Genomic DNA, 21,593 nt, shown 5'->3' with positions numbered 1-21,593 from the left:
TTCTGTCAGACCTCGGTGATTTCGTTCGGGTTGACGTCATCAACCGGCTCGCCTGCCAGGCGAAGCGCCATGCGCTCAATGATGAAAAGGCAAATCAGCGCGCCCGATACGATAATCGGGAAATAGGTGAATGAGGTGGGCAGCCCGATCACGGGAATTGTCGTCGACCAGAACCGGATCGCCAGTTCCGAACCGTAAAACACCATGCCGCCCGCAAAAATAAAGATGAAGACGTCGCTGATGCCGCGCAGCCACGGCAATGAACCATTGGGCAACACATAAAGCAGTACGTCGAAGCCCATGTGGAACTTCTCGCGCACGCCCACGGCTGCCCCAAGGAAGATAAACCAGCTCATGACCATGATGCCGCCGCCTTCGGTCCAGGCGGGGGATGAGTTGATCACAAAGCGCATGAAGACCTGATAGGCAACAATACTGGTCATGGCCACCAAACCAAATCCGGCCAGCCATAGGGCGAGGGTGGATAGGCGTCCAAGCACGCGGCTCACCGACAGCAGCCAGACTCTCAAGATAGCCTCCCGGGCAAATGCGGCCACCACGCCGCCTTGTTCAACAATCAGGCCGGCACCGAAATGCCGGCCTGAGACTGTGACTACTTGGTCGCCTGGATCCGGGCGACCAGGTCCTGCAGCGCAGGGTCGGTGACATACTTCTCATAAACCGGGGCCATGGCTTCGATAAACGGAGCCTTGTCCACTTCGTTGATAACCGCGCCGGCGGCTTCAACCTTGGCCTTGGAAACCAGTTCCTGTGCAACCCAGAGCTCACGCTGCCTGGCCACGGATTCCTTGGCGGCTGCCTGAACGGCCGCCTGGTCCTCGGCCGACAAGCGATCCCAGACGATCTTGGACATTACCAACACTTCCGGCACCATCAGGTGTTCGTCGAGCGAATAGAACTTGGCAACTTCGAAGTGGCCGGCAGTGTCGTAACTTGGGTAGTTGTTTTCCGCACCGTCGATAACGCCGGTCTGAATGCCCGAATACACTTCGCCATACGGCATTGGCGTGGCATTGCCGCCCAGCGCCTTGACCATGTCGACAAAAACGTCCGACCCCATCACGCGCAGTTTCATGCCATCAAGGTCAGCAAGCGAGTTGATTGGCTTGCCACTATTGTAGAACGAGCGGGCGCCACCGTCGTAATAGGCCAGCGCCTTCAAATCCACAGCATCAAATGCCGCAAGGATTTCGTCACCGATCGGGCCGTCAAGCACGGCATGGAAGTGATCGACCGAGCGGAAGATATAGGGCAGTTGTGTCACGGTGGCCGCTGGCACCTGAGTGCCGAATGCGCCAATCGAGATACGGTTGAGATCAATCACGCCGAACTGGGTCTGTTCGATTGTGTCTTTTTCTTCGCCCAGCTGAGCCGAATGGAACACCTCAACCGTGTAACGGCCACCGGTCTTTTCACTCAGCAGTTCGCCGAAATACTTGACCGCCTCAACGGTCGGATAGCCATCGGGATGCGTGTCCGATGAGCGCAGCGCCGTCTGGGCACTGGCTGTTGAAACCATCAGGGTTGCAGCGACGAGTGCCGTCGCTGCCAGTTTAGGCAGATGAAACATAGATGTCCTCCCAAATGTCTGATGACACCAGTCGGGCACATCCTCCGAGCCCGTCGCGACCGATGCCGTTCATTGCAGCACAGGGTTGCCCCCGCCACTCAAGCCCGATGCATTTCCTGAACTCTGCCCCGACCTTGGTCTGTAAACTGGTATGGAAGAACCTGAGAATAGTCAACATACAATAATGTTCATGTTGTATGATGAATTTAAGACGCCCATGGCCCGCCTCAACGCCTATCACCAAACAGTAGCGCCGCCAGGGATGACCCGGGCGGCGCTGCCACATTCTCAAAACTGTCGAACACTGATTAGATGTGGATCGCACCGTCACCGAGGGAAAGAGCCGCTTCACGCACCGCTTCCGACAGGGTCGGGTGGGCATGGGTTGAGCGGGCCAGATCTTCGGCGGCACCAGAGAATTCCATCAGAACTACCAGTTCGTGGATCATCTCGCCGGCATTCTTGCCGACGATATGGGCGCCCAGCACCCGGTCCGTGTCGACATCGGCCAGGATCTTGACGAAGCCCTGCGTCGCCAGCATTGCCTTGGCCCGACCATTGGCACTGAACGGGAATTTGCCAATCTTGTACTCAATGCCATCGGCTTTGAGTTCATCCTCGGTCTTGCCCACGCTGGCAACTTCGGGGCTGGTATAGACCACCGACGGAATGGCCCCGTAATTCACGTATCCGGCCTGCCCGTTCAGGATTTCGGCCACGGCAATGCCTTCATCCTCGGCCTTGTGCGCCAGCATCGGGCCAGCAATCACATCGCCAATCGCATAGATGCCGTCGACCGAGGTCTTGTACTGGCCATCCACTCGCACCCGGCCACGCTCGTCCAGCGCCACGCCCACAATGTCGAGACCCAAGCCTTCAGTGTAGGGTTTACGGCCAATGGCCACCAGCACCACATCGGCGTCGAGCAGCTCGCCCGCGCCACCCTTCGCCGGCTCCACACTCACCTTGAGCGAACCATCGTCCTGCTTGTCGACGCCAGCCACCTTGCTCGACAGCTTGAACTCCATGCCCTGCTTTTGCAGCATGCGCTGGAACTGCCGCGCCACTTCGCTGTCCATGCCAGGCAGGATGCGGTCCAGATACTCAACCACCGTCACCTGGCTGCCCAGGCGCGCCCAGACGGACCCCAGTTCGAGCCCGATCACGCCCGCGCCAACCACGACCAGCTTGCCCGGCACCTTTTCCAGGTTCAGCGCGCCGGTAGAGGTTACGATCTTCTTCTCGTCGATCTCGATCCCCGGCAAATTGGCCGAAACCGACCCCGAAGCGATCACGATATTTTTGCTGTCGATCTCGATCATCGCGCCATTCTGCGGCGTCACATGCACCTTGCCCGGCGCCGCAATGGTGCCGATACCCTGGAACGTGGTGATCTTGTTCTTCTTGAACAGGTAATCCACCCCGCCAACATTGGCGGCAACCGTCTCGGTCTTGTGGGTCATCATCTGCTTGAGGTTCAGCACTGGCGCGGGAATATCAATCCCCAGCGCCTTAAAGCCATGCCCGGCCTCCTCGAACAGCTCTGAAGCGTGCAGCAGCGCCTTGGACGGGATGCAGCCGATGTTCAGGCAGGTGCCGCCATGGGTGGCCCATTTCTCCACCACGGCAACCTTCATGCCAAGCTGCGACGCGCGGATCGCTGCGACATAGCCGCCCGGACCCGAGCCGATAATGGTGAGGTCGAAAACGTCTGCCATTGGAAGCCCCGAAACTGTTTAGTGTTGCTGCGCCAGTGCGACACGCACGGCCAGCAAGATGAAGGTAATGCCGGTGACCCGATTAAACCACCTGCCAAAGCGGAAAAAACCTTGTCGTACCGACGCTGTCGTAAAGAAAACCGAGACCAATGCGAACCAGGCAAAAAGCATCATGCTCATGCAGGCCACATAGAACACTTTGATATCACCGCCGGTATGCACCGAGACCAGACTGGTAAATAGCGCCAGAAAGAACAACACGGCCTTGGGATTGAGCAGATTGGTCAAAAAACCCAGCGCAAACGCCGCAAAATCGCCGCGTCGCGCGCCAGCCAGTTCGCCCTCGATCGGCGGTTTGGGCGGCGGACTGCGCAGCGCCGCAATGGCCAGATAGACCAGATAGGCCGCGCCCAGCCATTTCAGCACGTTGAACAGCAGCAGCGACTGGCTCACAATCAGCCCGACGCCCAGCAGCGTGTAGCTGCCATGCACCAGAATCGAAACGGCCAGTCCAGCGGAGGTGAACAACGCGGCCCGTCGATCATGGGCAATCGACTGCCGCAGCACCACGGCAAAATCGGCGCCGGGAATCACCGCATTGATGCCGAAGGCTAGCATCAAGCCAAGAAATTCGAGCCAGGGGAAATCCATCGGGCACCAATTGCTGCGTCAAGTCCGTCCAAGCGGGCATCTCTGTTTAGCCAGTTCTGCCCCGTTCGCAAACCGCCAATATGCGCGCGACTACTGGGCGGCTATTGCCTGCGCCTGTTTCAGCGGCCCGGGCAAGCTCTCGTCGATATCGAGGGCGCCGCTGTTCACCTGCTCGACAAACGCCTGGCAGAAACTGTCTTTGTCTTTTGCCTGATTGTAGGCGCTCATGATCTGTGTGCCGCCATAGGTCTCGGCCGCGGCAACTTCCTCGGGTGTGCCGCCCCCCAGCCGCTCGGCAACCCGATTGGCCAGCTCCAGAAAGCCGATATTGCGCAGGTACCAGTTGTCGTTGGCTGTCTGGTAGGCACTGTCGAGCCCGGTGGTTTCATAGCAATGTGTCGTCATGGCCGACACGATCGCCTTGGTCCCGTGAAATGCCATCAGTTCGCCGACCAGTTCGAGGTCAGTCGCAGCCCGGGCATGGGCGGGGGCCAGAGCGGCAAGGCAGATGACGGCGGAACAGATCAGGGGACGCAACAGACGCTCAACTCCAGAAAACCGCGCTAGCAATGAGCTGTCATGTGCTGCACTCACGTTAACAGAATGTTAGCATCGAGCGTCACCGACATCACGAAAGCGCCAACAAAAAGGGGCCCGCCACAGCGGACCCCTATCAGTGCAATTTCAATGCGGCGATCTAAAGATCAAGCACCAGGCGTTCCGGTGATTCCAGGCTTTCCTTGACCCGCACCAGGAAGGTCACGGCTTCCTTGCCGTCAACGATCCGATGGTCATAGCTCAGCGCAAGATACATCATCGGCCGGATAACGATTTCGCCACCAACAACCACTGGCCGTTCCTGGATCTTGTGCATGCCCAGAATACCCGACTGCGGGGCATTGAGAATTGGCGTGCTCATCAGCGAGCCATAAACCCCACCATTGGAAATGGTGAACGTGCCGCCCTGCATATCGGCCATCGACAACTGACCATCGCGTGCCTTCTTGCCCAGGCCGTTGATGGATTTTTCGATGTCGGCAATGCTCATCTGATCGGCGCCGCGCACCACGGGGACAACAAGGCCCTTCTCGGTGCCAACAGCCACGCCGATATTGGCGTACTGCTTGTAGATCAGATCGTCGCCATCAATCTCGGCATTGACCGCCGGGATTTCCTTGAGCGCGTGCACCACAGCCTTGGTGAAAAAGCCCATGAAGCCAAGCTTGACGCCATGCTTCTTCTCGAACAGTTCCTTGTACTGGGTGCGCAGGTTCATCACCGGCGCCATGTCCACCTCGTTAAAGGTGGTCAGCATGGCTGCTGTGTTCTGGGCATCCTTGAGACGACGCGCAATGGTCAGGCGCAACCGGGACATCTTCACCCGCTCTTCGCGCGAGGCTTCGTCGGCCGAAGATGGCGCACGCGGCGCTACTGGCGCCTTGGGGGCGTCAGCGGGCTTTGCCGCCGGGGCGGCCTGGCTGGCGGCAGGGGCTGGCTTGGCGATGGCCGACAGCACATCTTCCTTGAGCACCTGGCCCTGCTTTCCCGAGCCAGCGATAGCGCCGGCCTCAAGATTGTTTTCGTTGATCAGCTTTTGCGCCGACGGCGCGGGTGCGCGATCTGTCGCCGTCACCGGTTCGGCGGCCGGCTCAGGCTTGATCTCTTCAGGACCAGCGGCATTGTTGGCAGGCGTGTCGGACTTGGCTTCCGACTTGGCATCGGGCTTGGCTTCAGCCTTGGGCGTCACCACGGCACCGGCGCCACCAATGGCGCCGAGCAGTGCGCCCACATCGACCGTCTCGCCCGGCTGAGCAGCAATGGCCTCGAGCACACCAGCGGCAGGCGACGGCACTTCGATGGTCACCTTGTCGGTTTCAAGCTCGACCAGTGGTTCATCGGCGGCGACGCTATCGCCAACCTTTTTGTACCATTGCCCAATAGTGGCTTCGGTAACGCTTTCGCCCAGCGTCGGGACACGGATTTCTGTCGACATGTCTAGTCCTTTTATTGCGCGAAGGCTTCGTCGAGGAAGGCCTGCAACTGTGCCAGATGGGTCCGCATCAAGCCGGTGGCCGTGGAAGCGGACGCCGGACGACCGGTATAGCGCACGCGCTGACCGGTCCGGCCCATCTGATCGAACACCCATTCAACATAGGGCTGAATGAACGCCCAGGCACCCATATTCTTGGGTTCTTCCTGGCACCAGATGACCTCGGCATTCTTGAACCGGTTCAACTCGTCCAGCAACGCCTTGGCGGGGAACGGGTAAAGCTGTTCGATACGCAGCAGATAGACATCATCAATGCCGAGCTTCTCGCGCTCCTCGAGCAGATCGTAATATACCTTGCCCGTGCACAGCAGCACGCGACGGATCTTGTCATCAGCCGCCAGCTTGATCGTGGTCTTGGGCGCACCAGGGGCCTCAGCATCGTCCCACAGCAGACGATGGAACACCGAATCCGATCCCATTTCCGCCAGTCCGGAGGTTGCACGCTTGTGGCGGAGCAGGCTCTTGGGTGTCATCAGGATCAGCGGCTTGCGGAAGTCGCGGGTTACCTGACGGCGCAGGGCATGGAAATAATTGGCCGGCGTCGTGCAGTTGGCGACCTGCATATTGTCTTCCGCACACAGTTGCAGGAAGCGTTCAGGACGCGCCGAGGAATGCTCGGGGCCCTGTCCTTCGTAGCCATGCGGCAACAACATCACCAGCCCGCTCATGCGGAACCACTTGCGCTCGCCCGACGAAATGAACTGGTCGATCACCACCTGGGCGCCGTTCACAAAGTCACCAAACTGGGCTTCCCAGATCGTCAATGCGCGGGGATCTGCCAGTGAATAACCATACTCGAAGCCCAGCACTGCTTCTTCCGAAAGCATCGAGTTGATGACCTCGTAGCGGCACTGGTCGGGAGCAAGGTTGTTCAGTGGCGTATAGCTCTTGTTGTCGACCAACTGATCATTGAGCACCGAATGGCGCTGGCTGAAGGTGCCGCGTTCCACGTCCTGACCGGACAGCCGAACCGGATGGCCTTGCGTCACCAGTGTGCCGAAGGCCAGCGATTCCGCAGTAGCCCAGTCAATGCCTTCGCCCGATTTGATCGCCGCCAGACGGTTGTCCATGAAGCGCTTGACCGTCTTGTGGACGTTGAAACCTTCAGGGATACGCGTCAGATCGGTACCAATTTTGATCAACTGATCGATGGCAACGCCGGTTTCGCCCCGACGCGCACCGTCCTGATCGGCGGGGCGGAAATCCTTCCACTGCCCGTCAAGCCAGTCTGCCTTGTTCGGGCGATAGTCCTGACCGGCCTCGAACTCTTTTTCCAGCGACGCACGCCAGTCGGCCTTGAGCTTGTCAACATCAGCTACGGTCACCAGACCTTCGCCAATCAGCTTTTCAGCATAGATCTCCAGCGTCGTCTTGTGCGCCCGGATCTTGGAGTACATCAGGGGCTGGGTGAAGCTGGGTTCATCGCCTTCATTGTGGCCGAAGCGGCGATAGCAGAACATGTCGATCACGACTGGTTTGCCAAACTTCTGGCGATACTCGACCGCGACCTTGGCCGCAAACACCACAGCTTCAGGGTCATCCCCGTTCACATGCAGCACCGGCGCCTCGATCATCTTGGCGACGTCGGTCGGATAGGGCGAGGAGCGCGAATACATCGGGCTGGTGGTGAACCCGATCTGGTTGTTGATCACGAAGTGGATTGACCCACCCGTGCGGTGACCTTTCAGGCCACTCAACCCCAGACATTCGGCAATCACCCCCTGACCGGCAAAGGCGGCATCGCCATGGATCAGCAATGGCAGCACCATGGCGCGATCTGGCCTGCTATCGGTAGGCATGTTGACCAACTTGCCTTCGGGCGCGATATGCCGATCCTGCTTGGCGCGCGACTTGCCCAGCACCACCGGGTCAACGATCTCGAGATGGCTCGGATTGGCCGTTAGCGACAGATGCACCTTGTTGCCATCAAAGTCGCGGTCCGAGGACGCGCCCAGATGGTATTTCACGTCGCCCGAACCCTCGACGTCGTCGGGGTAGAAGGCGCCGCCCTTGAATTCGTGGAACAGCGCGCGATGCGGTTTCTGCATAACCTGCGTCAGCACGTTGAGGCGACCACGGTGGGCCATGCCCAGCACGATGTCCTTGATCCCCAGTGCGCCGCCGCGCTTAATGATCTGCTCCAGCGCCGGAATCGTGGCTTCACTGCCATCCAGACCAAAACGCTTGGTGCCGGTATATTTGACGTCGATAAACTTCTCGAAGCCTTCGGCCTCGACCAGCTTGTTCAGAATGGCCTTCTTGCCCTCGGCGGTGAAGGCGATTTCCGTGTTCGGCCCTTCAATCCGTTCCTGGATCCATTGCTTGGCTTCAGGATCGGAGATGTGCATGAACTCGATGCCCAGCGTACCGCAATAGGTACGCCGCAGGATCGCCAGCATCTCTGGAATCGTCGCGTATTCCATGCCCAGATAGTGGTCGATGAAAATCTTGCGGCTGTAATCGCCCTCGGTAAAACCGTAGCTTTTCGGATCAAGCTCGGGGGCTGGCTCATCAGCCTTCATCTTGAGCGGATCAAGATCGGCATGCAGATGCCCGCGCATGCGATAGGCGCGGATCATCATGATGGCGCGGATCGAATCGCGTGTAGCCTGCAGCACGTCGGCGACGCTCGACTGGGCAACACCCAGCGCCGCGGCCTTCTTGCTGATGGCCTTTTCGGTCTTGATGGCAATGTCGCCCCAATTGCCGTCCAGCGCACTGACCAGGTCGCCATCCGCGGCGAGCGGCCAGTCCTTGCGGGTCCAACTCGGGCCGTCCGCATTTTGCTGCGCCACACCCTCGCCGTCATCCAGTTTGGAAAAGAAGCTCTGCCAGGTCTCATCAACACTGGACGGGTCGCTCTTGTACCGTGCGTACAATTGCTCGATGTAGTCGGCGTTCCCACCATAGAGGAACGAGGTCAGCAAGAACGTGTCGTTCTTTTCCTGTCGTGTCATCGCTTTATGTTGCGAGGCCCGCGCCCCGCCATCCTTCTGAACTGACCGGATAATCTCCGGCCCCGTGAGCGGTCATTGCTGATTGTGACTATTGACCACTCTTCCTTTGCAATCTGTTAACACTTACGGCGCCCCGCAAGGCGCCGCGGCTCATGATTTCAATCCGCAACAGTCACCCCAACGGGGTAACACCGTTCTATGTCCGAAACGCGGCCTACTTTCGACTAACACGACAATCTTGCCGCGTTTGCCGGCGTCCCAGATAGCGTCGCCAGCGAGGTCCCTATGGACGTCGCTGGCGATGCTTGACCAATCGGTGACCCCAAAAGAATCCCGCCGAGCCGCATGACTTAGCCCTTGAGCAATTCTGCCAGCGTCCGGCCGATGCGCGCCGGCGACTTCGACACCCGGATGCCCGCAGCCTCCATCGCCGCAATCTTGTCTTCGGCACCGCCCTTGCCGCCCGAAATGACGGCGCCAGCATGGCCCATGGTGCGGCCTGGAGGTGCTGTCAGACCGGCAATGAAGCCAGCCATCGGCTTCTTGCGGCCACGCTTGGCTTCGTCGATCAGGAACTGGGCGGCGTCTTCTTCAGCCGAACCACCGATTTCCCCGATCATCACGATCGACTTGGTCGCGTCGTCAGCCAGGAACATTTCAAGGATATCGATGAACTCGGTGCCCTTGACCGGGTCGCCGCCAATGCCGACGGCCGTGGTCTGGCCCAGGCCTTCATTGGTGGTCTGGAACACCGCTTCATAGGTCAGCGTGCCCGAACGCGACACGATGCCGACCGAGCCCTTCGAGAAGATCGAACCGGGCATGATGCCGATCTTGCATTCTTCCGGCGTCAGCACGCCCGGGCAGTTGGGGCCCAACAGCCGTGACTTGGATTTTTCCAGACGCGCCTTGACGCGCACCATGTCGAGCACCGGAATGCCCTCGGTGATGCAGACGATCAGCGGAATTTCTGCGTCGATCGCTTCGATGATCGCAGCTGCGGCGCCGGGAGGCGGCACATAGACCACCGAAGCATTGGCGCCGGTGCGTTCCTTGCCTTCGGCGACGCTGGCATAGACGGGCAGCGATGCCGAGGCATCCAGGCCGCTGGTCCAGGTTTCACCGGCCTTCTTGGGGTTCACGCCGCCCACCATCTGGGTGCCGTAATAGGCCAGGGCCTGCTCGGTGTGGAAGGTACCGGTCTTGCCGGTGAGGCCCTGAACGAGAACCTTGGTGTCTTTATTGACGAGAATGGACATGGGTTTGGTCTCTCTTACAGGGCTTAGGCAGCGGACTTGACGGCGGCAACAATCTTCTGCGCCGCATCATCAAGGTCATCGGCCGAAATCACGTTCAGGCCCGACTGATCCAGGATCGCCTTGCCTTCCTTGACGCGGGTGCCTTCCAGGCGAACAACCAGTGGCACTTCGAGGCCCACTTCCTTGACCGCAGCGATCACGCCTTCGGCGATCACGTCGCAGCGCATGATGCCGCCAAAGATGTTGACCAGAATGCCCTTCACTGCCGGATCGGCCGTGATGATCTTGAAAGCCGCTGTGACCTTTTCGGTGGTGGCGCCGCCACCAACGTCGAGGAAGTTTGCCGGCTCGGCGCCATAGAGCTTGATGATGTCCATGGTCGACATCGCCAGGCCCGCACCATTGACCATGCAGCCAATATTGCCATCAAGCGCCACATAGGCCAAATCGAATTTGGACGCTTCGATTTCCTTGGCGTCTTCTTCGCTCAGATCGCGCAGCGCCTTGAGGTCTTCATGCCGGAAGGCGGCATTGTTGTCGAAGCTCACCTTGGCGTCGAGCACGCGCAGATGGCCATCGGTCATCACGATCAGCGGATTGACCTCGAGCATGCTCATATCGGTGTCGACAAAGGCCTTGTAGAGGATCGGCATCAGCTTGGCCGCATCGGCCTTGGCATCGCCATCCAGCGCCAGCGCAGCCACGATCTTGGCCACGTCGGCTTCGGTGACACCAGCGGTCGGGTCGATATCGACGCTGATGATCTTGTCAGGGGTCTCTTCGGCCACGGCCTCGATGTCCATGCCGCCTTCGGTCGAAACCACGAACGACACCCGGCCGCTGTCGCGATTGACCAGCAGTGAGCAATACAGCTCGCGGGCAATGTCGGCACCGTCTTCGATATACAGGCGATTGACCTGCTTGCCGGCGGGGCCGGTCTGCTTGGTCACCAGCGTATTGCCCAGCATCTCCTTGGAGAAGGCAACCACTTCATCAATGGTCTTGGCCAGGCGCACGCCGCCCTTGGCGTCGGGGCCCAGTTCCTTGAACTTGCCCTTGCCACGGCCACCCGCATGGATCTGGCTTTTGACCACATAGAGCGGCCCCGGCAGCGACTTGGCGGCAGCAGCGGCTTCATCGGCCGAAAAAATCGCCACGCCCGCCGCAACCGGCGCACCGTAGGACTTCAGCAGCTCTTTGGCCTGATGTTCATGGATGTTCATGTCTAATTCCCTTGATGGGTAAATCGCTTTGCGGTCACGGAGCATCCGCTCCCACCACCTCATTCCCGCAATTGCGAGAATCTCTGTTCATGCCCCCCAAAGGGGAAATCCCCGCTTGCGCGGGGATGTTGTTTTCTCGTTATGCCAGCTTGGGGGCGATCTTCTTGCAGGCCTCGATCAGCCCTTCAACCGCGCCGACCGACTTGTCAAAAGCCTTCTGTTCGGCAGAGTTCAGCGCGATCTCGACGACCTTTTCCGCGCCACCGGCACCGATCACCACCGGGACACCGACATAGGTACCCTTCACGCCGAATTCGCCATTGAGATAGACGGCGGCGGGCAGCACGCGCTTCTTGTCCTTGAGATAGCTCTCGGCCATGGCAATGGCTGAGGTGGCCGGCGCGTAAAAGGCCGAACCGGTCTTGAGCAGGCCGACGATCTCGGCGCCACCATCACGGGTGCGCTGGATGATCTCTTCGAGCTTTTCCTTGCTCATCCAGCCCATCTTGACGATGTCCGTCAGCGGAATGCCAGCCACGGTGGAATAGCGGGGCAGCGGCACCATGGTGTCGCCATGCCCGCCCATCACGAAGGCATTGACGTCCTGGATGGAGACATTGAGTTCGTCGGCGATGAAGTGACAGAAGCGCGAGCTGTCCAGCACGCCCGCCATGCCGACCACCTGATTGGTGGGCAGGCCGGAGAACTTCTGCAGCGCCCAGACCATCGCATCGAGCGGGTTGGTGATGCAGATCACGAAGGCCTTGGGCGCATATTTGGCGATCCCGGCACCAACCTGTTCCATCACCTTGAGGTTGATCTCAAGCAGATCGTCGCGGCTCATGCCTGGCTTGCGCGGCACGCCGGCGGTGACGATCACCACGTCAGCGTCTTTGAGATCTTCATATTTGGAGGTGCCGGTGATCGAGGCATCATAGCCTTCGACCGGGGCCGACTGTGACAGGTCAAGGGCCTTGCCCTGTGGCACGCCGTCAACAATATCGAACAGCACGATATCGCCAAGGTCTTTAAGAGCGGCGAGATGGGCGAGTGTTCCGCCGATTTGACCAGAGCCGATAAGAGCGATCTTCTTGCGCGCCATATGTCGTCATCCCCAACTAGGTTGAATTGGGCGCACGTTTAACCCTAGCGGCTAACAGGGGCAAGTGAACCCTTCGTATTAACCGCGCTTTCGCCCTTGCCCATGGGCGAAGGGGTGTTGCCGGATAGGCAGGGAGCGCCTCCAACCCGATCAGGACAGGCTAAGAAGGAGCACTCACCGCTTCCCGCAACCCCTGCGCCAGATAGTCTTCCGACTGCATCTCGATCAGCCGCGACACGGTGCGCTGGAATTCGAACGCCGTCTTGTCGTCCTTGCCGAGCTGTTCAAGGGGAACGGCAAAGCTGGCGCCCAGCTTGACGCCGCGATCATAGAGACTGTCGATCAGGAGGATGAACCGCTTGGCGGCATTGGACATGGTGCGGTCCATTTGCGGCACATCATCGATAATGATGGAATCGAATTGATTGGCAATGCGCACGAAGTCGCGCGAACCCAGCGGCTTCTCGCACAGATCGGCAAAGCCGAACCGCGCCGCTCCCAGCGCGGCCAGCGGCACCGCAATCGACCGCCCGGTGCTTTGCACCCGGCCCGGCTCACCCGGCTCGCCGCCGGTAATGCGCAGCCATAGCCGGTCCATCTCGGCCCGCACCGCCGCACCTGTGCCAAAGGCATAGACGTGCTGCCCGGCAAATTTCATCCGCCGGTAATCCTGCGCCGCTGGCAATTCAGCTACCGTCAGATGCTCTCTCAGCAGCGCGATGAATGGCAGAAACAACTGCCGGTTCAGCCCGTCCTTGTACAGCCCCTCCGGCGCCACATTGGAGGTGGCCACCAGCGTCACCCCGCCCGCAAACAGCTTCTCGAACAGCCGCGACAGCAGCATGGCATTGGTAATGTCGTGCACATGCATTTCATCCAAGCACAACAAGCGCAGCCCCGATTTCACGATTGGCTTGACCACTGCCTCGACTGGATCGGCATCCTTGCCCTTGGCGCTTTTGCGAAAGGCGGCCATCCCGGCATGGATCTCGTCCATGAACTCGTGAAAATGCACGCGCCGCTTGCCGCTGATGGGCGCCGCCGCAAAGAACAGATCCATCAGCATGGTCTTGCCGCGCCCGACCTCGCCATGCAGGTACAGGCCGCGCACCGGTGCGGACTTGTCAAACAGCTTGCCCAGCATCCCCTTGGGCTTGTCGGCCAGCAGCCCAACCAACACAGTGTCGAGCAGCGCCGCAGCCTCGTGCTGGGCTGGATCAGCCGTCAACGCCCCACGCGCCACCAGCGCCGCATACGCCGCACCGACAGGGCCAGATCGTTTAGAAGTCTTGGTACGCGCAGACAATTACGCCGGCCTCTCGGTAGTCGGGTCAGGCGGGGTCGAAAGTCGCGATCAGCGAGGGCCGACGCGCAGCCTATCCTGGGATAGCTGAGCACCGGCAGCGCAACTGATCACGATTTGTAGACCTGCATCAGCCGACGATTAGCGGGCCATCGAGATGGCTTGACCGCCACTCATCGTCCCAATGTAGCGGCCGGCGCTTGGCGCCAGGAAGGCCGCGATATTGCCGTTCTCGTCATAGAGCTGGAGCTGGCTGCCCACCTGCTGCCAGCCGGAGACGCTTGCCAGGGCCGCAATGGCACAGCCCGGCGCCGAAGCGCGGTAGTAGCTGGTGCCGGTCTTGGCGGTCATGGGCAGGTTGAGGCGGCATTGCTGCGCCCCGGCGACGACATTCCATACCCCTTCGGGGCCGCTGGTCATGGCGCCGGCATTTGGCTGGGCCAGCGGATCGAGCGACACGATCGAGGATGGGGTGCCGGTAGTGGCCGTTGCCAACTGAGGATTGGCGGCGACGCCACCCAAGGTAGGTTGACCGGACAGGCCAGGTGCCGGCGTGCCGGTTGCGCCGATGGCCGGCAGCGTGCCCTGCTGCACGACAGAATTCTGCACCGGCTGCAATTGCGCCGGGGCGCCGATGGTATTGAGATTTGCGGTGTTTGATCCCGTCGAGGAACAACCCGCTATCAACAGCGCGATTGCTGCAACGCCCGCAGCGGACAACGATCCGCGCATCCAAACACTCATTGGTCGCTCCTACCCAAAGGCTTAACAAAAGTTAACAGTTAGGCTGGCTTATAACCAAAGCTTTCCCTGCGTTCAACCGCCGCAGCCCGCAACGGACCCAAGGCGTATCAGTGTGGCGCTTTTACGCGTTGCCCGCCATCATTTCTTTCAATAGCTCGGTGGCCAGAATCGTTGCATCATCGGCCTCCTCTTCTGGCACCTGGACGGGCACCCCGCCTTTGCCGAAGACATTGCCCACCCCCGGCAGACCACCTTCGCCGTGTTCAAGCGGGTGAAAGCCATGCGCCCGCAGCGCTGCCATCAGCACGCGAGCCGTGGTTGGATTGTCGACATCGGCGATGATCTGATAGCTCATGAGCGGCTCCTGTTGCCCGATCCTGACGCTCCCCGCACCGCAGGGCAAGCCCATTGCACCCGCAGCCGCCTGCGAACGCATGCGCTCCAGGCACGGCTTGCCAAGCCGTCACCAAAATGATGCAATCCCGGCCAAGTCCTTTCACTGCAAGGTGATTTGCCGCTATCCCCCTCACAGCGCTTAGTTTGCTGGACAACTTGCCTGCCCGGAGACCAGATGGGCGCCTATATTTTACGCCGCATCCTGCTGATGATCCCGACCGTGTTCGGCATCATGGCCATTTCGTTCCTGATCACCCAATTCGCCCCTGGCGGCCCGGTCGAGCAGGCGCTGGCCAATCTTTCCGGCCAGAACACCTCCATGGTGGAGCGCATCAGCGGCAGCGACGCTGGCGATTTCGCCGCCCAACCGACACAGCGGCAGGGCGGCTCTGCCTATCGCGGCAGCCAGGGACTGGCGCCGGAGCTGGTCGAGCGAATCGAAAAGCAGTTCGGCTTCGACAAGCCGCCGCTCGAACGCTTCGGCATGATGTTGTGGAATTACCTCCGCTTCGATTTCGGCGATAGCTATTACCGCGATATCTCGGTGATCGATCTTATCAAGGAGAAAATGCCGGTCTCCATCTCGCTGGGCCTGTGGATGACGCTGATCGCCTATGGCATTTCCATTCCGCTCGGCATCAAGAAAGCCGTCACCGACGGCAGCCGGTTTGACGTCTGGACTTCCACCATCGTCATCATCGGCTACGCCGTGCCCGGTTTTCTCGTCGCCATCGCGCTGATCATCCTGTTTGCCGGCGGCAGTTTCTGGTCGATCTTTCCGCTACGTGGCCTGCATTCCTCGGGCGCCGCCAATTGGCCGTTTCATCTATGGCTGCTCGATTATCTCTGGCATCTGGTGTTGCCCGTGATCGCCATGGGGCTGGGCGCCTTTGCCACCACCACCTTGCTCACCAAGAATTCGTTCATCGACGAAATCGGCAAGCAATATGTCACCACCGCCCGCGCCAAGGGCCTGAGCGAAAACCAGGTGCTCTATCGCCACGTCTTTCGCAACGCCATGATGCTGATCATCGCCAGCTTTCCGGCCGCCTTTGTCGGCGCCTTCTTCGGCGGTTCGCTGCTGATCGAAACCATCTTCTCGCTTGATGGCCTGGGCCTGCTCGGCTTTGTCTCGGTGGTGAGCCGCGATTATCCGGTGGTATTTGCCACGCTCTATATCTTCAGCCTGCTCGGCCTCGTCATCTCGCTGCTCTCGGACCTGGCCTATATGTGGGTCGATCCGCGGCTGGATTTTGAAAGTCGCGAAGTATGAGCACCGTCAGCGACACCGCTGAAGTCCCGCCGCACCGCCGCTGGCTCAGCCCGATCAATCAGCGCCGCTGGCAGAACTTTCGCGCCAATCGTCGCGGCTGGTGGTCGCTGTGGCTGTTTCTGGCCTTCTTCGTACTCACCCTGGGCTCCGAATTCATCGCCAATGACAAGCCCATCATGGTGTCCTATCAGGGCGAACTGCTGTTCCCCGCCTTTGTCGACTACCCGGAATCCCGCTTTGGTGGCTTTCTCGGCGCGCCCGACTATCGCGGTGACTTCATGGCCGAACAGATTGCCGCCAATGGCTGGGCCATCTGGCCGCCAGTGCGTTTCAGCTACAGCACCGTCGATGTGTTTCAGCCCGGCTCGGGCGCCATCGCCCCCACCTGGATGCTCAGCCGCGAGGAGGCCTGCCTACGCTATCCGCTCGGCGTCAATGATCCCAACTGCAATTGGAGCAATTATCATTGGCTGGGCACCGACGGCCAGGCCCATGATGTGCTGGCCCGCCTGCTCTATGGCGTGCGCATTTCCATCCTGTTCGGTTTCACCCTGACCATACTGTCCTCGGTGGTTGGCCTCGTCGCCGGCGCCGTGCAGGGCTATTTCGGCGGCTGGCTCGACCTGATCGCCCAGCGTCTGATCGAAATCTGGACGGCCATTCCCGCCCTCTATCTGCTGCTGATCATCTCCAGCGTCATCGCCCCCACCTTCTGGGTGCTGCTGGGCATTCTGCTGCTGTTCTCCTGGGTCACCCTGGTGGGCATTGTGCGCGCCGAATTCCTGCGCGGCCGCAATTTCGAGTACATCGCCGCGGCCCGTGCCCTGGGCGTTTCCAACCCCACCATCATGTGGCGCCATCTGCTGCCCAACGCCATGGTCGCCACGCTGACCTTCATGCCATTCATCCTGTCCGGATCAGTGGTTACCCTCACCTCGCTCGACCTGCTCGGCCTCGGCCTTGAACCCGGCACGCCCTCACTGGGCGACCTGCTGTTTCAAGGTAAGGAAAACCTGCAGGCCCCCTGGCTCGGCCTCACCGGCTTTTTCGCCATCGCCATCCTCATGACCCTGCTGGTCTTCATCGGCGAGGCCGTCCGCGACGCCTTCGATCCCCGCAAGGCATTTGCATGACCGCCCCCCTGCTCTCCGTCCGCGACCTGACCATTGCCTTCGGCGCCAATGCCGCCACCCGCAATGTATCGTTCGACATTGCTCCGGGCGAAACCCTGGCGCTGGTCGGCGAAAGTGGCTCGGGCAAGTCGGTCACCGCGCTCTCGGTGCTCAAGCTGCTGCCCCCTACCGCCCGCCTCTCGGGCCAGATCCTATTCAGGGGGCAGGACCTGGTCACCGCCCCGCCCGCAGACCTGCGCGCCGTGCGCGGCAACGATATTTCTATGATCTTTCAGGAGCCCATGAGCTCGCTCAATCCGGTGCACACCATTGAGCACCAGATCGGGGAAGTCCTCGCCATCCATCGCGGCCTGCGCACCAGCGCTGCCCGCGCCCGCACGCTCGAACTGCTCGACGCTGTCGGCATTCCCGACCCCAAGAGCCGGCTTGCTTCGTTTCCGCACCAGCTCTCGGGCGGTCAGCGCCAGCGTGTGATGATCGCCATGGCACTGGCCAATGAGCCAGATCTGCTGATTGCCGACGAGCCCACCACCGCGCTCGATGTTACCGTGCAGGCGCAGATCCTGGTCCTGCTCAAGGATCTGCAAAAACGCCTCGGCATGGCCATGCTGTTCATTACCCACGATCTGGGCATCGTCAAAACCATCGCCGACCGCGTCTGCGTCATGACCGAGGGCGAAATCGTCGAAGCCGGTCCAGTAGCGCCGCTATTTGCCCGGCCGCAGCACGCCTACACCCGCCATTTGCTGGCCGCCGAACCGCGCGGCACCCCGCCGGCCAGCGACACCACCGCCCCCGTGATTGTCGAGGTCAGCGATCTTAAGGTCTGGTTCCCCATCAAGCGCGGCCTGTTGCGCCGCACCATTGGCCATATCCGCGCCGTCGATGGCGTCGACCTGACCATCAGGCGCGGCGAAACCCTCGGCGTGGTAGGCGAATCCGGCTCGGGCAAATCCACCCTCGGCTACGCCCTGCTCCGGCTATTGCCCTCCAAGGGCCGCATCGTCGTGCTGGGCAACGATTTGCAGACGCGCTCCTGGAAAGCCATGCGCCCGCTGCGTGCCGATCTGCAGATCGTGTTTCAGGACCCTTTCGGCTCGCTCAGCCCCCGCCTGTCGGTCGACCAGATCATCGGCGAGGGCCTGGCCGTGCATCAGCCCCGGCTCAACACGGTGGAGCGCGACGCCCGCGTCGTCGCGGCGCTGCAAGAAGTCGGCCTGCCGCCCGCCGCCCGTTTCCGCTATCCGCACGAGTTTTCCGGCGGCCAGCGCCAGCGCATTGCCATCGCCCGTGCCCTCGTGCTGCAGCCCCAATTCGTCGTGCTCGATGAACCGACGTCGGCGCTCGATGTTTCCATCCAGGCTCAGGTGGTCGATCTGCTGCACGATCTGCAGCAACGCCATGGCCTGACCTATCTGTTCATCAGCCACGATCTCAAGGTCGTGCGCGCCCTGGCCAACCAGCTCATCGTCATGCGCGATGGCAAGATTGTCGAGCACGGCCCCGCCGCCGACATCTTTGCCGCGCCCAAATCGGATTACACCAAAACCCTGCTTGCCGCCGCCTTCGACATTGCCACGCTCACCCCTGTTGCCAGCCCATGATCGCGGCTAGTCTCGTCTTGAACTTTCAACGTCCCCGGAGCCGTCCGATGCAGTTCGCACCCCTCCTTACCCTCGGCCTGTTGTTCGGCCTGGCCGCGCCCGCCCTGGCCCAGACCGCCACCGATGTGTGGACCCACGCCTTCACCATGACCGGTGAACCCAAATACCCCGCGGACTACACCCACTTCGACTATGTCAATGTGGATGCCCCCAAGACCGGCACGGTGCGCCTGGGCCAGTTGGGTGGCTTTGATACCTTCAATCCCGTGCTGCCCAAGGGCGAACCGGCCAACGGCATCGGCCTGGTCTACCAGACCCTGATGACCCCCTCGCTCGATGAGGTGAACACCTATTACGGCCTGCTCGCCGAAAGCCTGAAGATCGCCTCCGACTATGGCGCGGTGACCTTCCGCATCGACCCCGACGCCCGCTGGCACGATGGTGAACCGGTGACCGCTGAGGATGTGGTCTGGTCCTTCAACATCGAAAAACAGCTCAGCCCCAATTCAGCGCAGTACTACGCCAATGTCACCCAGGCCGAGGTCACCGCTCCCGGCGAAGTCACCTTTACCTTCGATCAGACCGGCAATCGCGAACTGCCCCTGATCCTGGGCCAGTTGATGGTGCTGCCCCAACATTGGTGGGAAGGCACAGACGCCAATGGCAAGCCGCGGGATATCGCCCAATCCACGCTCGAATCGCCAATGGGTTCAGGACCCTACACGCTGGCCAGCTTCGACGCCGGGCGGACCATCACCTATCAGCGCGTTGAGGACTATTGGGGTCTCAACCAGCCTACCCAGGTCGGCAGCAACAATTTCGACGAGTATCGCATCGAATATTTCCTCGACGAGACGGTGCGCTTCGAGGCTTTCAAGGGCGACCAGTTTGACTGGTGGAGTGAATACGCTGCGCGCCGCTGGGCGACGGCCTTCGATTTCCCGGCCATCCAGCAGGGCCGCGTGGTGCAGGAACTGTTTCCGCAGGACTATGCCAGCAACGGGCTGATGGTCGGCTTCATCCCGAACCTGCGCAAACCGAAGTTTCAGGACGAACGGGTGCGTCAGGCGCTCAACTACGCCTTTGATTTCGAATCCCTCAACCAGACCCTGTTCTATGGCCAGTATGAGCGCATCGACAGCTACTTTTACGGCCTGCCCTTCAAATCCAGCGGCCTGCCAGAGGGCGAGGAACTCGATATCCTCACCTCGGTCAAGGATCTGGTGCCGGCATCGGTATTCACCGAGCCCTACACCAATCCCGTCAATGCCGACGCCGCTGCGCAGCGCGACAATCTTCGCTACGCACTGACCCTGCTCAACGAGGCCGGCTACACGCTGGACGGAACGCGCCTGGTCGACGCCAATGGCGAGCAACTCACGCTGGAAATCCTCAGCAACCAGCCCTCGCTGGAGCCCGTGTTCCAGAATCTGGTCACCAATCTGGGGCGGCTGGGGGTGCAGGTCAGCATCCGTATCGTCGATGCCCCGCAATACATCAATCGCCTGCGCAGCTTCGATTACGACCTCATCTATTCGCAATGGGCGCAGTCTTTTTCACCCGGCAATGAGCAGCGCTACTTCTTTGGCTCCTCCACCGCCAATCAGGAGGGCTCCACCAATTATGCCGGCATTGCCGACCCAGGGGTGGACGCCCTGATTGAAAAGGTGATCGGCGCCAAGGATCGGGCCACCCAGGAGGCCGCGACCAAGGCGCTCGACCGGGTCCTGCTGCATCACCATTATGTGGTTCCCGGCTATACGCTGCGCACCGCCCGCACTGCCCGCTGGGATCGCTTCAGCCATCCCGAGCCACTGCCCGAGTTCTCCTCGGGCTTCCCCACCATCTGGTGGTACGACGCGGCCAAAGCCGCCAAAACCGGCGGCGCTCAGTAGCATCCCAAACGCCGCCCGGCTTCCTCCGCTACGGGGAGGCCGGGAGGGATGCCCAACCCAGTCGGCGATTACCCTGGTTTGCGCGCTACCAGATCGATAACGGCCGACAGACCGGCATGGGCGGCGCCCTCGGTCAGCTCGGTGTCATAGCTTTCCAGTGTGATGATCTCGAGTTCGGCGAACTGCGCGCGCAGCAAGGCCTCGGTATAGAGATTTTCAGCCTGCGGCGGCCCGCCCGTGCCATGCGCCAATTGTTCGGGCCGGTAGCCTTCGAGCAACAGCAACCCGCCCGGTTTGAGCGTCCGCACCATGCCGGCGAACATCGCATCGCGCAGCGCCGGCGGGGCAAACTGGACAAAGATCGCCACCACCACGTCGAACTGCGCCGCCGGCCAGTCATAGCTGCCAATGTCCAGGCAATGCGTGGTCAGCCGCACGCCACGTTTCCTGGCCAGCTGGTCAGCCTTGACCAGCCCGACCGGCGAGGCATCAATCGCCAGCACGTCCAGCCCCTGCTCGGCCAGAAACACCCCGTTGCGACCCTCGCCATCGGCCACCGCCAGCGCTGTCTGATAGTCTTTCAACCGGTGCGCATTGGCGGCCAGAAAGGCGTTGGGGGCCTCGCCAAACACATAGTCAGGCCGGTCGTACCGTTCATCCCAAAAGCTCATCATGCCCTCGACTGACCGTGCTG

Annotated in this window: 18 protein-coding genes; 4 read left to right on the top strand and 14 right to left on the bottom strand. The window is 60.8% G+C overall.

Translation table 11 applies throughout. The features are described 5' to 3' along the window. Positions 1–5: 5 nt before the first annotated feature. The 13 genes from ABFY71_RS08965 to ABFY71_RS08905 all read right to left on the bottom strand — a co-directional run bounded on the left by ABFY71_RS08965 (position 6) and on the right by ABFY71_RS08905 (position 14,953). Positions 6–530 carry a TRAP transporter small permease gene (locus ABFY71_RS08965; protein WP_347945667.1) on the bottom strand — a complete coding sequence of 175 codons (525 nt, stop codon included), beginning with the start codon at positions 528–530 and terminating at the stop codon, positions 6–8. Positions 531–613: 83 nt separating this feature from the next. Beyond that, positions 614–1,591 (bottom strand): TRAP transporter substrate-binding protein, encoded by a 978-nt coding sequence (locus tag ABFY71_RS08960; RefSeq protein ID WP_305575655.1) that lies wholly within the window; start codon positions 1,589–1,591, stop codon positions 614–616. Positions 1,592–1,899: 308 nt separating this feature from the next. Further along, a complete protein-coding gene (gene lpdA, locus ABFY71_RS08955; protein ID WP_347945666.1) occupies positions 1,900–3,309 on the bottom strand; it encodes a dihydrolipoyl dehydrogenase in 1,410 nt (469 codons plus the stop codon). A gap of 18 nt (positions 3,310–3,327) precedes the next feature. Next, the gene (locus ABFY71_RS08950) at positions 3,328–3,960 is read right to left on the bottom strand and encodes a LysE family translocator (protein ID WP_305575651.1); all 633 of its coding nucleotides are present in this window, start codon (positions 3,958–3,960) and stop codon (positions 3,328–3,330) included. Between the two features lie 90 nt (positions 3,961–4,050). Further along, the gene (locus ABFY71_RS08945) at positions 4,051–4,497 is read right to left on the bottom strand and encodes a hypothetical protein (protein WP_347945665.1); all 447 of its coding nucleotides are present in this window, start codon (positions 4,495–4,497) and stop codon (positions 4,051–4,053) included. Between the two features lie 160 nt (positions 4,498–4,657). Further along, on the bottom strand, positions 4,658–5,953 hold the full coding sequence (gene odhB / locus ABFY71_RS08940; RefSeq protein WP_347945664.1) for a 2-oxoglutarate dehydrogenase complex dihydrolipoyllysine-residue succinyltransferase: 1,296 nt from the start codon (positions 5,951–5,953) through the stop codon (positions 4,658–4,660). Between the two features lie 11 nt (positions 5,954–5,964). Next, the gene (locus ABFY71_RS08935; RefSeq protein WP_347945663.1) at positions 5,965–8,967 is read right to left on the bottom strand and encodes a 2-oxoglutarate dehydrogenase E1 component; all 3,003 of its coding nucleotides are present in this window, start codon (positions 8,965–8,967) and stop codon (positions 5,965–5,967) included. Positions 8,968–9,317: 350 nt separating this feature from the next. Beyond that, entirely contained in the window at positions 9,318–10,226 is a 909-nt protein-coding gene (gene sucD / locus ABFY71_RS08930; RefSeq protein WP_347945662.1) for a succinate--CoA ligase subunit alpha, read from the bottom strand. A gap of 23 nt (positions 10,227–10,249) precedes the next feature. Continuing rightward, entirely contained in the window at positions 10,250–11,449 is a 1,200-nt protein-coding gene (sucC, locus tag ABFY71_RS08925; protein ID WP_347945661.1) for an ADP-forming succinate--CoA ligase subunit beta, read from the bottom strand. Positions 11,450–11,588: 139 nt separating this feature from the next. After that, complete coding sequence (mdh, locus tag ABFY71_RS08920; RefSeq protein WP_305575638.1) at positions 11,589–12,551, bottom strand: malate dehydrogenase; 963 nt, start codon at positions 12,549–12,551, stop codon at positions 11,589–11,591. A gap of 160 nt (positions 12,552–12,711) precedes the next feature. Then, entirely contained in the window at positions 12,712–13,857 is a 1,146-nt protein-coding gene (gene zapE / locus ABFY71_RS08915; RefSeq protein WP_347945660.1) for a cell division protein ZapE, read from the bottom strand. A gap of 138 nt (positions 13,858–13,995) precedes the next feature. Beyond that, a complete protein-coding gene (locus ABFY71_RS08910) occupies positions 13,996–14,598 on the bottom strand; it encodes an AprI/Inh family metalloprotease inhibitor (RefSeq protein ID WP_347945659.1) in 603 nt (200 codons plus the stop codon). Between the two features lie 121 nt (positions 14,599–14,719). Next, entirely contained in the window at positions 14,720–14,953 is a 234-nt protein-coding gene (locus ABFY71_RS08905) for a hypothetical protein (protein ID WP_347945658.1), read from the bottom strand. A 216-nt stretch (positions 14,954–15,169) separates the two neighbouring features. Between ABFY71_RS08905 and ABFY71_RS08900 the strand changes: the two genes are divergently transcribed. Genes ABFY71_RS08900 through ABFY71_RS08885 form a run of 4 tightly spaced genes read left to right on the top strand, consistent with a single transcriptional unit; the run spans position 15,170 to position 20,899 of the window. Then, complete coding sequence (locus tag ABFY71_RS08900) at positions 15,170–16,267, top strand: microcin C ABC transporter permease YejB (RefSeq protein ID WP_347945657.1); 1,098 nt, start codon at positions 15,170–15,172, stop codon at positions 16,265–16,267. Then, a complete protein-coding gene (locus tag ABFY71_RS08895; RefSeq protein WP_347945656.1) occupies positions 16,264–17,400 on the top strand; it encodes an ABC transporter permease in 1,137 nt (378 codons plus the stop codon). Before ABFY71_RS08900 ends, ABFY71_RS08895 begins: the two co-directional genes overlap by 4 nt. Further along, a complete protein-coding gene (locus tag ABFY71_RS08890; RefSeq protein WP_347945655.1) occupies positions 17,397–19,004 on the top strand; it encodes an ABC transporter ATP-binding protein in 1,608 nt (535 codons plus the stop codon). The genes ABFY71_RS08895 and ABFY71_RS08890 overlap by 4 nt, the downstream gene beginning before the upstream one ends. 47 nt (positions 19,005–19,051) lie before the next feature. Then, positions 19,052–20,899 carry an extracellular solute-binding protein gene (locus ABFY71_RS08885; protein ID WP_347945654.1) on the top strand — a complete coding sequence of 616 codons (1,848 nt, stop codon included), beginning with the start codon at positions 19,052–19,054 and terminating at the stop codon, positions 20,897–20,899. A 68-nt stretch (positions 20,900–20,967) separates the two neighbouring features. Here ABFY71_RS08885 and ABFY71_RS08880 read toward each other — a convergent pair whose 3' ends face one another. Continuing rightward, positions 20,968–21,570, bottom strand: a complete 603-nt coding sequence (locus ABFY71_RS08880; protein WP_347945653.1) for an SAM-dependent methyltransferase — start codon at positions 21,568–21,570, stop codon at positions 20,968–20,970. Between the last annotated feature and the right edge of the window lie 23 nt (positions 21,571–21,593).

The sequence above is a fragment of the Devosia alba genome (assembly GCF_039938915.1).
GTDB classification, from domain to species: Bacteria; Pseudomonadota; Alphaproteobacteria; order Rhizobiales; family Devosiaceae; genus Devosia; species Devosia alba.
This window is presented reverse-complemented; position numbering and strand designations above follow the sequence as displayed.

What these genes read in the sequence shown, in the direction of transcription:
- odhB (WP_347945664.1), bottom strand. Translation starts at nt 5,953, where the DNA reads ATGTCGACAGAAATCCGTGTCCCGACGCTGGGCGAAAGCGTTACCGAA.
- ABFY71_RS08950 (WP_305575651.1), bottom strand. Translation starts at nt 3,960, where the DNA reads ATGGATTTCCCCTGGCTCGAATTTCTTGGCTTGATGCTAGCCTTCGGC.
- sucD (WP_347945662.1), bottom strand. Translation starts at nt 10,226, where the DNA reads ATGTCCATTCTCGTCAATAAAGACACCAAGGTTCTCGTTCAGGGCCTC.
- ABFY71_RS08885 (WP_347945654.1), top strand. Translation starts at nt 19,052, where the DNA reads ATGCAGTTCGCACCCCTCCTTACCCTCGGCCTGTTGTTCGGCCTGGCC.
- ABFY71_RS08880 (WP_347945653.1), bottom strand. Translation starts at nt 21,570, where the DNA reads ATGAGCTTTTGGGATGAACGGTACGACCGGCCTGACTATGTGTTTGGC.
- lpdA (WP_347945666.1), bottom strand. Translation starts at nt 3,309, where the DNA reads ATGGCAGACGTTTTCGACCTCACCATTATCGGCTCGGGTCCGGGCGGC.
- ABFY71_RS08905 (WP_347945658.1), bottom strand. Translation starts at nt 14,953, where the DNA reads ATGAGCTATCAGATCATCGCCGATGTCGACAATCCAACCACGGCTCGC.
- ABFY71_RS08890 (WP_347945655.1), top strand. Translation starts at nt 17,397, where the DNA reads ATGACCGCCCCCCTGCTCTCCGTCCGCGACCTGACCATTGCCTTCGGC.
- sucC (WP_347945661.1), bottom strand. Translation starts at nt 11,449, where the DNA reads ATGAACATCCATGAACATCAGGCCAAAGAGCTGCTGAAGTCCTACGGT.
- ABFY71_RS08900 (WP_347945657.1), top strand. Translation starts at nt 15,170, where the DNA reads ATGGGCGCCTATATTTTACGCCGCATCCTGCTGATGATCCCGACCGTG.
- mdh (WP_305575638.1), bottom strand. Translation starts at nt 12,551, where the DNA reads ATGGCGCGCAAGAAGATCGCTCTTATCGGCTCTGGTCAAATCGGCGGA.
- ABFY71_RS08960 (WP_305575655.1), bottom strand. Translation starts at nt 1,591, where the DNA reads ATGTTTCATCTGCCTAAACTGGCAGCGACGGCACTCGTCGCTGCAACC.
- ABFY71_RS08935 (WP_347945663.1), bottom strand. Translation starts at nt 8,967, where the DNA reads ATGACACGACAGGAAAAGAACGACACGTTCTTGCTGACCTCGTTCCTC.
- ABFY71_RS08895 (WP_347945656.1), top strand. Translation starts at nt 16,264, where the DNA reads ATGAGCACCGTCAGCGACACCGCTGAAGTCCCGCCGCACCGCCGCTGG.
- ABFY71_RS08910 (WP_347945659.1), bottom strand. Translation starts at nt 14,598, where the DNA reads ATGAGTGTTTGGATGCGCGGATCGTTGTCCGCTGCGGGCGTTGCAGCA.